Below are 13,304 nucleotides of genomic sequence, written 5' to 3'. Positions count from 1 at the left end.
GCCCTACTCCGCCGCCTCCGCCGTCCCCAGGAACCCGCCCGACTGCCGCGCCCAGTAGCGCGCGTAGAGCCCGCCGGCCTCGAGCAGCCCCTCGTGCGTGCCGTCCTCGGCGATGCGGCCGCCCTCCAGCACCACGATCCGGTCCATCGACGACAGCGTGGACAGGCGGTGCGCGATGGCGATCACCGTCTTGCCCTCCATCACCTGCTGCAGCGTGTCCTGGATCGCGGCCTCGACCTCGCTGTCCAGCGCCGAGGTCGCCTCGTCCAGCACCAGCACCGGGGCGTCCTTGAGGAAGGCGCGGGCAAGCGCGATGCGCTGGCGCTGGCCGCCCGACAGCTTGACCCCCCGCTCGCCGAGGAAGGCGCCGTAGCCGCGCCGGCCCTTGTGGTCGACCAGCCGCTCGATGAACTCGTGCGCCTCGGCGCGGGCGGCGGCGGCGTAGACCTCGGCCTCGGTGGCGTCGGGACGGCCGTAGAGGATGTTGTCATAGGCCGAGCGGTTGAACATCGCGGTGTCCTGCGTGACCATCGCGATCTGCCGGCGCAGGCTGTCCTGCTTGAGCCGCCGCACGTCGACGCCATCCAGCGTCACGCGGCCGCCCTCGGTGTCGTAGAGCCGCAGGAGCAGCGCCACCAGCGTCGATTTCCCCGCCCCGGACGCGCCGACGATGCCGAGCTTCTGCCCCGGCTCGACCACCAGGTCGATGCCGTCCACCCCGCCGGTCTCTCGGCCGTAGGCAAAGCTGACGCCCTCGTAGGCGATGCGGCCCTTCGCACGCGGCAGCTCCGTCGCGCCCTCGGCATCGGTCAGCTGGTGCGGCGGCGTCAGGGTGCGCATCCCGTCCTCGATCTCGCCCACGTTGGCGTAGATCGTCATCAGGGTGAAGCTGACCCAGCCGGTCATCTGGGCGATGCGCATGGCGACCGCGCCGGTTGCGGCGATCTCGCCCGCGGTCACGCTGCCCGCCTGCCACAGTGCCACCGCGCCCAGCACCAGCATCACCGGCAGGGCGCCCGCGGTCGCCATCAGCGCGAAGCGGAACCCGGTGGACAGGTAGCCGAAGTCGAGCGCCGCCTCGCGGTAGCCGCGCATGGCGTTCAGCGCGCTTTCATCCTCGTAGTCGGTGTGGCCGAACAGCTTGACCGTCTTGATGTTGGTGATGGTGTCGACGATCTGGCCGGTGACGTTGGCCCGCGCGGCGGCCCGCGTCTTGGACAGCTTGCGGATCCGCGGCAGGTACCAGCGGATCATGTAGTAGTAGCCGACCGTCCAGACGGCCAGCATCAGGCCGATGCGCCAGTCGATGGCGACCAGCATCACCACCGCGCCGACCATGGTGGCGATGGCGAAGGCGCCGGCGTTGATGATCTCGGTCACCACGTTCACCAGCGCGGTGGCGGTCTGCATCTGCTTCTGCGCGATGCGGCCGGCGAAGTCGTTGTCGAAGAAGCTGACCGCGTGGCCGAGCGACCAGCGGTGCAGGCGGCTCTGGATCAGGGGGGCGAGGTTCGGCGGCAGGACGATGCCGTTGAAGGCCGCCGAGGCGCCGAAGAAGAACGGGCGCAGCAGCAGGTAGAAGGCGACGTAGACGGCGATCAGGAGGGCGTTCTCGCCGAAATACCCCTCGGGGCCCGAGGACAGCGCGGTGTCGATGACCAGCCCGAGGAGCCAGGCCGACACCACCTCGAGCGCGCCGGCGACGGCCGAGAACGCCGTGGCCACCCAGATCACCGGCCAGGCGCCCGACAGGCACCAGCGGATGAAGGGCCAGAGCGCGCGCGGCGGCGGCCCCTCGGCATGGGCAAAGCCGTCGATCAGGTCGGCCAGCCAGAGGAGAAGGGGTCTGAACATCGCCCTCATTCCGCGGCCTCCTGCCGGCGCAGCCGGTCGGCCCGCGCGGCCAGATCGGCGAGGTTGTCCCCGAGCGGCCCGCCGATGTCGCGGCCAAGGGCGGCGATGCGCTCGGGGTCGGGCAGGTCGCGGGCGGCCTCGGGCACGAGATCGAGGAGCGCCGTCACCTGCATGTCGAAGCAGCTGACCACATCGACGGAGCCATCGTCCCGGACAAGGTCGAAGGCCGCGATCAGGTCGCCATGGCCCAGCCGCTGGCGGGCGATATGGGGGTCGGTCAGGCCGACCACCATCAGGCGCAGGTCGCGGTCGGTGCGGCTGGCCTCGGCCCGGTCGTGGAGGGTGAGACACAGCTCCTCGGGCGGGAGCGTCGCCATCAGGGGGATCAGGGCATCGACAAGGGCTGCGGCGGGCAGGCCGGTTTCGGGCAGGGCGTCGAGCGCGGGGACATCGGGCAGCGCGGGCCGGGGATCGGGCGCGGGTTCGGGCCCAAGGTCGGGCGCGGGTGCGGCGCGTTCGACGCTGGCGATGGCGTCATCCAGCAGGCCGTCAACCTCCAGCGGGACGGGCCGCCAGACCGCCCGCATCACCAGCGCCAGCGCAAGGATCATCACGGGCGGCAGCCAGAGCGGCGCGGGCGTGCCCATGCCGGTCAGGGCCGCGACCCCGCCGCCCGCCCAGACCAGCAGGAAGGCGAGACCCGCCTGACCCGCGGCCTCGCCCGCAAGGCGCATCGCCATGCCGGGCTGACCGATGCGGGTGACAAGCCACGGCTTGGCCATGACCCGCGCCACGATCAGCGCCGCCGCCGACAGGAGCGCGCCCTGCAGGCCATGCCCGGCCGATCCCGCCAGCATCGCCGCGGCCATCATGGCGATGCCGAGGAGCAAGAGGATGTTGGCCGTGCGCCGGAGGCCCGCGGCGGTGCGGTCAAGGCTCATTCCGCGGCCTCCGCCTCGGTGCCGATGAAGCCGCCCGACTGCCGCGCCCAGAACCCGGCGTAGAGCCCGCCCCGGGCCAGCAGCTCGGCATGGGTGCCGTCCTCGGCGATGCGGCCGTCCTCCAGCACCACGATGCGGTCCATCTGGGCGATGGTGGACAGGCGGTGGGCGATGGCGATCACGGTCTTGCCCTCCATCACGCGGTAGAGCGTGTCCTGGATCGCGGCCTCGACCTCGCTGTCGAGCGCGCTGGTGGCCTCGTCCAGCACGAGGATCGGCGCGTCCTTGAGGATGACGCGGGCCAGCGTCACGCGCTGGCGCTGGCCGCCCGACAGCTTGACGCCGCGCTCGCCCACATGGGCGTCGTAGCCGCGGCGGCCCTGCGGGTCCTCGAGCGTCAGGATGAAGTCATGCGCCTCGGCGCGCCGGGCGGCGGCGATCATCTGGTCCTCGGTGGCGTCGGGGCGGCCGTAGAGGATGTTGTCGCGGACGGACCGGTGCAGGAGCGAGCTGTCCTGCTGCACCATGCCGATTTCCTTGCGCAGGCTGTCCTGCGTGACGCCGCGGATGTCCTGCCCGTCGATCAGGATGCGGCCACCCTCGACGTCATAGAACCGCAGGAGCAGCTTCACCAGCGTCGACTTGCCCGCGCCCGACCGCCCGATCAGCCCGACCTTTTCCCCCGGCCGGATCGTCAGAGACAGCCGGTCGAGCCCGCCCGCGCCGCGGCCGTAGTGGTGGCTGACGCCGTCGAGCACGATCTCGCCGCGGGTCAGGGCCAGCGGTTTCGCGTCCTTCGCGTCGGTCAGCGCGATGGGGTCGGTGATCGTCTCCATCCCCTCGGCCACCACGCCGAGCGAGCGGAAGAAGGTGGACACCGCCCACATGATCCAGCCGGTCATGGCGTTCAGCCGGAGCGTCAGCGCGGTGGCCGCCGCGACGGCGCCGACGCTGGCGGCCCCGCCCGCCCAGAGCCAGACGGCCCAGCCGACGACGGCCACGATCAGGAACCCGTTCAGCAGCGTCAGGGTCACGTCCATGATCGTGAACAGCCGCATCTCGCGGGCGAAGGTGGCGCGGGTTTCCTCGATCGCCTCCCTGGCGTAGGCGATTTCCCGGTCGTGGTGCGCGAACAGCTTGACCGAATGGATGTTGGTGTAGCTGTCCACCACGCGGCCGGTGGTCATCGACCGCGCATCGGCGCTGGCCTTGGAGGCCGGGCCGACGCGGGTGATCGTCCAGCGCAGGAGGATCGCGTAGAGGCCGAACCACAGCACCAGCGGGATCGCCAGCCGCGGGTCGGCATCGGCCAGCAGCACCGCGGCGCCGATCAGGTAGGCGAGCGAGAAGGTGATCGCGTCGAAGATCTGGAAGATCGCGTCGCCGGCGCTGGTGGGTGTCTGCATGATGCGGTTGGCGATGCGGCCGGCGAAGTCGTTCTCGAACCAGCCCACCGACTGGCGCAGCACCTGCCTGTGCGCGCGCCAGCGGATCAGCGCGCCGTATTGCGGCAGGATCCCGTTGTTCAGGAGCGCGACCGACAGGCCCTGCAGCGCCGGGCGCAGCGTCAGGATGAAGACGCCGGCGGCCACCAGTTCCCAGCCATGGGCGGCCAGAACCTCGGCCGGCGGGCCGGAAGACAGCAGATCGACGACGCGGCCCATGTACCACAACAGGCCGATCTCGATGGCCGCAACCACTATGGACATGAAAGCGGTTACAGCGAACAGCGGCTTGAAGGGCTGGGAATAGGACCACAGGAAGGCCCAGAGCCGGCGCGGGGGGGCGTCGGTCTCGGGATAGGCCGTGTAGGGATCGACCAGGGATTCGAAGAAACGGAACATGGGCACGCTTGGTCCTGAGCCCCTCATATAGGCCGGCCGTCAGGGAAAGACCATGACGGCCGAGGCGGCGAGGCCCAGCGCCATCGCGCGGGCGAAGATCCGCCAGGCCCGCGGGGTGGTCAGCAGGAGCGCGAGGAGCGCGCCGGCCAGGCTCCAGAACAGGCAGACGAAAAGGTTGAGGCCGGAGAAGGCGATGGCCAGCCGCTGCGCCTCGCCCCAGGGCCCGAGGCCCGCGGCATAGCCTGAGGCGGCGGCCAGCGCGACGGCCCAGAGCTTGGGGTTCACGCCCTGGAACAGGATCGCCTCGACGAGCGTGAAGGGCCGGGCGCGGGCGTCCTGCGGGCCCCTGGCCGACGACAGCCAGAGCGCGCGCGCCATCCACAGGATCCAGGCCGCCGCGGCGAGCTTGAGGGCGAACTGGAGCGCCGGCTGGCCGGCGAGCAGCGCGCCGATGCCGAGGCCGGTGACGCCCGCGACGAGGCCGACGCCGATCACCACGCCCGCGACATGGGGCAGGGTGGCGCGAAAGCCGAAGCGCGCCCCCGACGCGGTGAGCAGGAGGACGTTGGGCCCGGGGCTGAACAGGCCGAAGAAGACGAAAGGGTAGAGGGGGTCCAAATGGGGCTCCGTCGCGGGTTGCCGGACGGGACGGCGGGGCGCCCGGATTGTCAAGCGGTGCGCCGGTTGCGGGTGCGGGAGCCTCCGGCGGGAGTATTTGGAAAGCAAAGATGGAGGGGGCGCGCGTTAACCTTGATGCGGGGTTAACGGGGCCGGGCGAGGAGCTCGGCGCGGGTCAGCGTGAAGCCCGAGGCGATCCAGTCGCGTTCCAGCGCCTTGAGCTCCGCGCCGAGGGCGGGGCCCTGGAGGGCGGGCATCAGGTCGGCGGGGCGGACGGGAAAGCGGGCCTCCGCGCCCTGCGCGATCTGCGCCCTGGCGGCGGGGTCTGGGGGCGTTTCAAACAGTGCCGCGCGGAGCAGGACGATGTCCCAGGCGGTGTCGGGTCCGTGGGCGTAGGCCAGCGGGCCGGGCGCCTCGGCCGAGGCCATGCCGGCGCGGAGCGTGGCGAGGCGGTCGCGGTCGGATTTGGAGAGGCGCAGGCGTTCGGCCACCTCCTCGCCCCCCAGCGCGGCGAGGCGGCGGAGCGCGTCGGGCGGCACGTCCTCCAGCGCGACGAGCAGGGGCAGGAGGCGGGCCTCGGCGCCGGGCAGGGTGTGGGCAAGGACGCCCGACTGCGCCATGGCGGCGACGGCCGGGGCCGGGTCGGGGGCGGCCAGAAGCTTCTTCATCTCGGCCCCCACCCGTTCGCGGGAGAGGCGCGCGATGCCGTCCGACAGGGCGGCGCAGGCGGCCAGCCCGTCGGCGTCGATCCCGCCGGCGGGGTCGGCATACCAGGCGTGGAAGCGGAAGAAGCGCAGGATGCGCAGGTAATCCTCGGCGATGCGGTCCTCGGGGTGCCCGATGAAGCGCAGGCGGCGCGCGGCAAGGTCGGCCAGCCCCTCGCCGGTGGGGTCCATCAGCGTGCCGTCCGCGGTGGCGTAGAGCGCGTTCATGGTGAAGTCGCGGCGGGCCGCGTCCTCCTCCAGCCGGTCGGTGAAGGCGATGGTGGCGCGGCGGCCGTCGGTGGTGACATCGCGGCGCAGCGTGGTGATCTCGTAGGGGCGGTGGCCCGCGACCAGCGTCACGGTGCCGTGGTCGATGCCGGTGGGCACCGCCTTGATCCCGGCGGCCTCGGCCAGCGCCATGACCTGTTCGGGGCGGGCGTCGGTGGTGATGTCGATATCGTCGACCGTCGTGCCCAGCAGGCCGTTGCGCACGCAGCCGCCGACGAACCAGGCGCCGTGGCCGCCGCTGGCCAGCGCGCCCATCACGGCGCGGGTGCCGGGCGTGGCGAGCCAGTCGGCGGCCAGTTTCACGGGGCCACCCGGTCGGCCAGCGTGCGCAGCATCCGCGCGGTGGCGCCCCAGATGTAATAAGGGCCATAGGGCACGACATAGTAGCGCCGCCAGACGCCGCGCCAGCGCCGGTGTTCCACCCGGTAGGCGGCGGGATCCATCAGGAGCGGCAGGGGCACGCGGAACACCTCGGCCACCTCGCCGGGCTCGGGCGTGGGGCGGAAATCCTCGGAAATGCGGGCGATAACCGGATTTACCATGTATCCGGTTACGGTCTCGTGGGCGGGCATGGTGGCGACCACCTCGACCGCGCCGGGGTCGAGGCCGATCTCCTCTTGCGCCTCGCGGAGCGCGGCGGCGACGGGGTCGGCGTCGGTCGCGTCGACCTTGCCGCCGGGGAACGCGATCTGGCCCGGGTGGTGGGCCAGGTGCGAGGCGCGCTTGGTCAGGATGACGCGGCCCGCCTGCACCCCGATCAGCACCGCGGCGGGTTTCAGGACGCGGCCCTCGGGCAGCACGATGTCGGGGTTCAGGTCGTAGTCCGAGGACGGGCGCGGCGGGGTCGCGGCGAGCGCGGCACAGATCCCGTCGAGGTCAATCGGCCGTCCCATCCCCGTCCTCCGGGTCGATCTCGGCCTCGAAGCCCAGCGTGCGGGGATCGAACTCGTAATGCGCGCCGCAGAACTGGCAGTCGGCGGTCACGCGGCCGTCGTCGGTGGTCATGTGGCCGATGTCGCGGGCCGAATAGATCGACAGCGAGGTCCGCACGCGCTCGGCCGAGCAGGTGCAGCCGAACTGCACCGGCAGCGCGTCGAACACGCGCGGGCCTTCCTCGTGGAACAGCCGCAGCAACAGGTCGGTCGGCGCGACGCGCGGGCCGATCAGCTCCATCGCCTCGGCGGTGTCGAGCAGGATGTTGGCGCGCGACCAGTTCTCGCCTTCCTCGTCGTCCAGCAGGTCGACCGGCGCCATCAGCCCGCCCTCGCCCGAGCCGCCCTCGCCCATCAGGGGCGAGGCCTTGGGCATGTGCTGCAGCATGACGCCGCCGCCCCGCCAGGCCGCGGCCTCGCCGGGCAGGCGGCTCTGGCCGAAGCTGAGCTGGAACCGGGTGGGCAGCTGTTCGGACTGGGCGAAATACGCCTCGGCGCAGGCGGCGAGCGACCCGCCGGCCAGCGGCGTGATGCCCTGGTAGGGCGTCGTGCCCTGGCCCTGGTCGAGCAGGATGGCGAAATAGCCCTTGCCGATCTGCGTGAAGGGATCGGCCGCGGGGTCCAGCCGGGCGGCGTCGTAGCTTGCGTAGGCGCGGATCCGGGCCGGCGCGCCGTCCTCGGCCGGGGCGTAGAAATCGGTGGCGATCAGGCGGATCGGCCCGTCGCCGCGGACCTGCAGCGACAGCTTCCAGCGCAGCTTGATGGTCTGCCCGATCAGCGCGGTCAGCAGCGCCGCCTCGGCCACCATCGCCTCGACCGGGGCGGGGTAGTCGTGCTGGTGCAGCACCCGCTCCAGCGTGCGGTCAAGCCGCGCCACACGGCCGCGGATGTCCGAGCGGTCGAGCTGGAAGGGCAGGATGGTGTCGTCCCAGGCGATCCTGGTGGTCAAGGTCATGTCGGCGTGTCCCGGTCTCGCGTGTCCGGGTTTCCATATAGGGGCGTGCGCCGCAATCCCAAATCGCCGCACGCTTGCCGCGCGCCCGGGGATCGGGAAGGATGGCCGCCACCCGGACGAGTGACAGGCGGCAGATGAACATCCTCTTCGTGCACCAGAATTTTCCCGCCCAGTACCGCGAGCTGTTCCAGTGGCTGTTGGCGCAGGGCGGGCACGAGCTCGTGTTCCTGACCCAGCGCAAGGACCTGCCCGAGATCAGGGGCGCGCGGGTGGTGAGCTATGCCGCGCACCACGTGCCCGCCGAGGATGCCTATGCCCCCACGAAATACTGGGAGGAATGCGTCGGCAACGGGCTTGGTGCGGCCTTCGCGGCGCGGACGCTGTCGGCGCAGGGGTTCCGGCCCGACGTGATCCTGGGCCATGTGGGCTGGGGCGAGCTGACCTTTCTCAAGGAGGTCTGGCCGGACGTGCCGATCGTGGGGTTCTTCGAGTATTTCTTCCTGGCCAAGGGCGGGTCGGTCGGGTTCGACCCGGAATTCCCGGCCTCCGAGCACGCGCCGTTCCTGATGCATGCCCGCAACGCGGTGAACTTCGCCAACATCCAGACGGTCGACCTGGGCCAGTCGCCGACGCTGTTCCAGCGCGACACCTACCCGGCCAGCTTCCACGACAAGATCTACGTGCAGCACGACGGCATCCGCACCGACCGGCTGGTGCCGAACCCCGCCGCGCAGGTGCCGCTGGGCCGGCTGGGCCGGCCGGTGACGCGCGAGGACGAGATCTTCACCTACATGGCGCGCAACATGGAACCCACCCGGGGCTTCCACAAGTTCATGCGCGCCCTGCCGCATATCCTCGATGCGCGGCCCAACGCGCGGGCGCTCATCATCGGCGGCAGCGAGGTGTCCTACGGCAAGGCCAGCGCCGCGCAGGGCGGCTACCGCGCCGAGATGGAGCGCGAGGTGGGCGGCCGCGTCGACTGGAGCCGCGTGCATTTCCTCGGCAAGGTGCCCTATTCCGCCTACCAGTCGGTGATCCAGGTCAGCCGCTGCCACATCTACCTGACGGTGCCCTTCGTGCTGTCCTGGTCCTGCATGGAGAGCATGTCGATGGGCGCCACCATCGTCGCCTCGGACACCGCGCCGGTGCGCGAGGTGATCGAGCACGGCAAGACCGGCCTGCTGGTCGACTTCCACGACCACGAGGCGCTGGCCCGCCAGGTGATCGACGTGCTGTCGGCGCCGGGCGACCACGCGGCGCTGGGCCGCGCGGCGCGGGCCGAGATGGTGGAGCGCTACGACTTCGCAACGCGCTGCCTGCCGGTGCATCTCGCGCGGATCAACGGGCTGGTGCCGTCGGCCCGCGCGATCCCCCTGCCGGGCTAGCCGTCAGTTGGTCAGGTTGACCGTCTGCCGGGCCAGGCCGAACACCGACCCCACGAGGCCAAAGATCGTCTGCGCCGAGGTGATCGGGCTTTCCGTGACGAGCACCAGGTCGCCGGAATGGATGCGGAAGTTCCGCGCGCTGAACAGCCCGTCGGCCGAGGTCAGGTCGACGGTGAACACGACCCGCGACTGGTCGGGGCCGCGGCTGTCGGGGCGCACCGCGCTGTCGGGATACTCGCGCAGGATCAGGATGCCGCCGGGATCGCCGCGGCGGTCGTCGACGCCGCCGATGATCGCCATGGCGTCGAGCGCGCTGACCTGGTCCTGGGTAAAGCGGTGCTGGCTCTGCTGCCCGGCGGCGCCGAGCGACAGGAAATAGCGGCGGTCTTCCTCGATGATGACCTGGTCGCCGCCGTGCAGCAGCGTGTCGAGGTTGGGGTTGGCGAACAGGCGCTCGACCGAGGTGCCGTAGATGCTGCCGCCCCGGATCAGCCGCACCTGCGGATTCACCAGGCTGGCCTGCACGCCGCCGCCCTGCGCGATCAGGTTCAGCACGGTGTAGTTGCGGTCGGGCAGGGGGTAGGCCCCCGGCGCGCCGACGCCGCCCACCAGGTCGACGGAATTCGTGCGGCCCTCGACCAGCGTCAGCTGAACCTGCGCCGAGGGGACGATCATGTCGATCTCGTCCTGCAGATGCTCGCGCGCGACCTGGATGGTCATGCCCGACACGGTGGTGTTGCCGACATAGGGCACGAAGATGGTGCCGTCGGGCGCCACGGTCAGGGCCTGGATCTGCACGGCGCGCTGGCCGGGCTGCGACAGGAGCGAGCTTTCGTTGCTGTCCCAGATGGTGATTTCCAGCTCGTCACCCGGCGCGATGACCTGGGTCCGGGCGCCGCCGCTGGTGGGGATCCAGCCCAGCTGGCGCTCGCCGGTTACCGGCCAGTCGGCGACCACGGGCAGGAAGGCGCGATCCACGGTGTAGATGGCGAAATCCACGGCCTCGCCGTCCGCGGCCTCGACGATCTCGCGCTCGACAGCCGCGCCGCGGGGGAGTTGCTCGCATCCTGCAAGGGCCAGGATGCCCGCCATAACCAGGGCGGTGGCCCGGACAAACCGAAAATCCATCGTCACTCCGAAAATGTCTTCGCCCTACAGCTTGCGCGGAACGATACCCGCCGGCGGGGCGGGGTCAACGCCGAGTGCGGTTTTCAGGGGGAGCGATGCAAATTTGCCGACCTGCCCGAAGCTTGGGCAAAAGGCCGCCGATCGCCCCGCGGCGGCCGGCGCGACCGGCCCGGGCTTGAACCCCGGGGCCGAAGCGTGGTTGCGTCTGTCCGTAGCGAGAAGGTGTTTTTCCCATGACGACCATCCTGTTGACCGGCGGCGCCGGCTATATCGGCTCCCACACCTATCTCGCGCTGGTCGCGGCGGGCCACGACGTCATCATCCTCGACAATTTCAGCAATGCCCGCGCCTCGGTGCCCGCGCGGCTGGAGCGCATCACCGGCAAGCCCGTCACCTGCGTCGAGGGCGACGTGCGCGACGCGGCGCGGCTGGCCGAGGTCTTTGCTGCCTTCCCGATCGACGCGGTGGTGCATTTCGCCGCACTCAAGGCCGTGGGCGAAAGCATGGTCCGGCCGCTGGACTACTTCGACGTGAACATCGGCGGGCTCACGACGCTCCTCAAGGCGATGGAGGCCGCGGGCTGCCGGCGAATCGTGTTCTCGTCCTCGGCCACCGTCTACGGGGTGCCCGACGAGACGCCGACGCCCGAGACGGCCGAGTTCCGGGCGATGAACCCCTACGGCCAGACCAAGATCATCGGCGAGCAGATGCTGGACTGGCTGCGGCAGTCCGACCCGCGCTGGGCGATCGGCACCTTGCGCTACTTCAACCCCGCGGGCGCCCACGGCTCGGCCCTGATCGGCGAGGACCCGCGCGACATCCCCAACAACCTGATGCCCTTCGTGGCGAAGGTCGCCACCGGCGAGCTGCAGCGGGTCAACGTCTTCGGCAACGACTACGACACGCCCGACGGCACCGGGGTGCGCGACTACATCCATGTCGAGGATCTCGCCCGCGGCCATGTCCTGTCGCTCAAGCGCCTGCTCGAGACGGGCGACAGCCACCTCGTCAATCTCGGCACCGGGCGGGGCTATTCCGTGCTCGAGGTGATCGCCGCCTACCAGCGGGCCTGCAACCGCGAACTGCCCTACACCATCACCGACCGCCGCCCCGGCGACGTGCCGATCTACGTGGCCCGCGCCGACAGGGCGGCCGAGGTGCTGGGCTTCCGCACCGAAAAGGGGCTGGACGAAATGTGCGCGAGCTCGTGGAAATGGGTCTCCAACGACGAGGTGCATGAATGACGCGGACCGCTCTGGTCACGGGCTCGGCCGGCTTCATCGGCTACCACCTTTGCGCACGGCTGCTGGCCGCGGGCTGGCGCGTGGTGGGCGTCGACGCCATGACCGACTACTACGATGTCCGCCTCAAGGACCGGCGGCAGGCGATGCTGCTGCAATCCGAGGGCTTCCGCGCGGTGAACGACCGGATCGAGGCGCCGGGCCTTCTCCACACGCTAATGCACGACACGCGGCCCGACGCGGTGATCCACCTCGCCGCGCAGGCGGGCGTGCGCTACTCCATCGACAACCCCGAAAGCTACGTCGAGGCGAACCTGATCGGCACCTTCCGCCTGCTCGAGGCGATCCGGGCCTTTCCGCCCGCGCACAGCCTGCTCGCCTCCACCTCCTCGGTCTACGGCGCGAACACCGCCCTGCCCTATGCCGAGACGCAGAAGGCCGACACGCAGATGTCCTTCTACGCCGCGACCAAGAAGGCGAACGAGGCGATGGCGCACAGCTACGCCCACCTCTACGGCCTGCCGGTGACGATGTTCCGCTTCTTCACCGTCTACGGGCCCTGGGGCCGGCCCGACATGGCGCTGTTCAAGTTCACCCGCGCGATCCTCGAAGGGCGGCCCATCGACGTCTACAACCACGGCGACATGCGGCGCGACTTCACCTACATCGACGACCTCGTGACCGGCATCACCGGCCTGATCGACGCGGTGCCGGTGCGCCCCGACACTGCCGACGCCATCCCCGAGGGCGACAGCCTCAGCCCCGTCGCCCCGTTCCGCATCGTCAACATCGGCAACTCCGACAGCGTCCAGCTGACCGACTTCATCACCGCCATCGAGGCCGCGACCGGCCGGACCGCGCAGCGCAACCTGATGGACATGCAGCCGGGCGACGTGCCCGCCACCTGGGCCGACGCCTCGCTCCTGCAGCGGCTGACGGGCTACCGGCCGCAGACGCCGGTGGCCGATGGCGTCGCCCGCTTCGTCGCCTGGTACCGCGACTACTACGAGGTCTGAGATGAAACTGACCCCCAAGGCCGAGATCCCCACCGGCCCCGGCCCCGCCGCCTATTTCACCGGCGCCGTGACCATCGAACGCCTGCACGAGACCGCGCCGCCCTCGCGCAGCAACGCGGTGCGCGTGACCTTTCCGCCCGGTGCGCGGACGGCGTGGCACACGCACCCGCTGGGCCAGCTCCTGATCGTGACCGAGGGCGAGGGCTGGGCGCAGACCGAAGGCCAGCCGCGGCTGGTGCTGCGCCCCGGCGACGTGGTCTGGATCCCGCCGGGCGAACGGCACTGGCACGGGGCAACAGCCCAATCCGCCATGACCCATGTCGCGGTGCAGGAGGCCGTGGATGGCTCCGCCGCCGACTGGCAGGAGCAGGTCAGCGACGCGGATTACCTCGGCTGAC

Annotated in this window: 12 protein-coding genes; 4 read left to right on the top strand and 8 right to left on the bottom strand. The window is 71.0% G+C overall.

Annotation, left to right across the window (positions count from 1 at the left end):
- Positions 1–3 precede the first annotated feature (3 nt).
- The 7 genes from HCU73_RS10245 to hslO form a co-directional block, all read right to left on the bottom strand.
- On the bottom strand, positions 4–1,854 hold the full coding sequence (locus HCU73_RS10245; protein ID WP_239025532.1) for an ABC transporter ATP-binding protein: 1,851 nt from the start codon (positions 1,852–1,854) through the stop codon (positions 4–6).
- A gap of 5 nt (positions 1,855–1,859) precedes the next feature.
- The gene (locus HCU73_RS10240) at positions 1,860–2,795 is read right to left on the bottom strand and encodes a hypothetical protein (RefSeq protein ID WP_168623365.1); all 936 of its coding nucleotides are present in this window, start codon (positions 2,793–2,795) and stop codon (positions 1,860–1,862) included.
- Positions 2,792–4,639 (bottom strand): ABC transporter ATP-binding protein, encoded by a 1,848-nt coding sequence (locus tag HCU73_RS10235; protein WP_168623364.1) that lies wholly within the window; start codon positions 4,637–4,639, stop codon positions 2,792–2,794. Before HCU73_RS10235 ends, HCU73_RS10240 begins: the two co-directional genes overlap by 4 nt.
- A gap of 39 nt (positions 4,640–4,678) precedes the next feature.
- The gene (locus HCU73_RS10230) at positions 4,679–5,257 is read right to left on the bottom strand and encodes a LysE family translocator (RefSeq protein WP_168623363.1); all 579 of its coding nucleotides are present in this window, start codon (positions 5,255–5,257) and stop codon (positions 4,679–4,681) included.
- Between the two features lie 143 nt (positions 5,258–5,400).
- Positions 5,401–6,552: a tRNA nucleotidyltransferase/poly(A) polymerase-related protein gene (locus HCU73_RS10225; RefSeq protein WP_168623362.1), complete on the bottom strand. Its 1,152-nt coding sequence runs from the start codon at positions 6,550–6,552 to the stop codon at positions 5,401–5,403.
- The gene (locus HCU73_RS10220; protein ID WP_168623361.1) at positions 6,549–7,142 is read right to left on the bottom strand and encodes a CoA pyrophosphatase; all 594 of its coding nucleotides are present in this window, start codon (positions 7,140–7,142) and stop codon (positions 6,549–6,551) included. The genes HCU73_RS10225 and HCU73_RS10220 overlap by 4 nt, the downstream gene beginning before the upstream one ends.
- Positions 7,126–8,136, bottom strand: a complete 1,011-nt coding sequence (gene hslO, locus HCU73_RS10215; protein WP_168623360.1) for an Hsp33 family molecular chaperone HslO — start codon at positions 8,134–8,136, stop codon at positions 7,126–7,128. Before hslO ends, HCU73_RS10220 begins: the two co-directional genes overlap by 17 nt.
- A 134-nt stretch (positions 8,137–8,270) precedes the next feature.
- On the opposite strand from hslO, the gene HCU73_RS10210 reads away from it, so the two are divergent.
- Complete coding sequence (locus HCU73_RS10210) at positions 8,271–9,521, top strand: glycosyltransferase (RefSeq protein ID WP_168623359.1); 1,251 nt, start codon at positions 8,271–8,273, stop codon at positions 9,519–9,521.
- Between the two features lie 3 nt (positions 9,522–9,524).
- Here HCU73_RS10210 and HCU73_RS10205 read toward each other — a convergent pair whose 3' ends face one another.
- On the bottom strand, positions 9,525–10,649 hold the full coding sequence (locus HCU73_RS10205) for a polysaccharide biosynthesis/export family protein (protein ID WP_168623358.1): 1,125 nt from the start codon (positions 10,647–10,649) through the stop codon (positions 9,525–9,527).
- A 233-nt stretch (positions 10,650–10,882) separates the two neighbouring features.
- Between HCU73_RS10205 and galE the strand changes: the two genes are divergently transcribed.
- The 3 genes from galE to HCU73_RS10190 are packed head-to-tail and all read left to right on the top strand — an operon-like array spanning position 10,883 to position 13,303.
- Complete coding sequence (gene galE / locus HCU73_RS10200) at positions 10,883–11,893, top strand: UDP-glucose 4-epimerase GalE (protein ID WP_168623357.1); 1,011 nt, start codon at positions 10,883–10,885, stop codon at positions 11,891–11,893.
- Positions 11,890–12,906, top strand: coding sequence for an NAD-dependent epimerase/dehydratase family protein (locus tag HCU73_RS10195; RefSeq protein WP_168623356.1), 1,017 nt, complete (start codon positions 11,890–11,892; stop codon positions 12,904–12,906). Before galE ends, HCU73_RS10195 begins: the two co-directional genes overlap by 4 nt.
- A gap of 1 nt (position 12,907) precedes the next feature.
- Positions 12,908–13,303: a (R)-mandelonitrile lyase gene (locus tag HCU73_RS10190; RefSeq protein ID WP_168623355.1), complete on the top strand. Its 396-nt coding sequence runs from the start codon at positions 12,908–12,910 to the stop codon at positions 13,301–13,303.
- The last annotated feature ends 1 nt before the right edge of the window (position 13,304 follow it).

Origin of the sequence: Roseicyclus persicicus (assembly GCF_012395815.1) — a bacterium.
Lineage (GTDB): Bacteria > Pseudomonadota > Alphaproteobacteria > Rhodobacterales > Rhodobacteraceae > Roseicyclus > Roseicyclus persicicus.
Note: the sequence above shows the minus strand (reverse complement) of the source record. Positions and strands in the feature narration are given on the sequence as shown.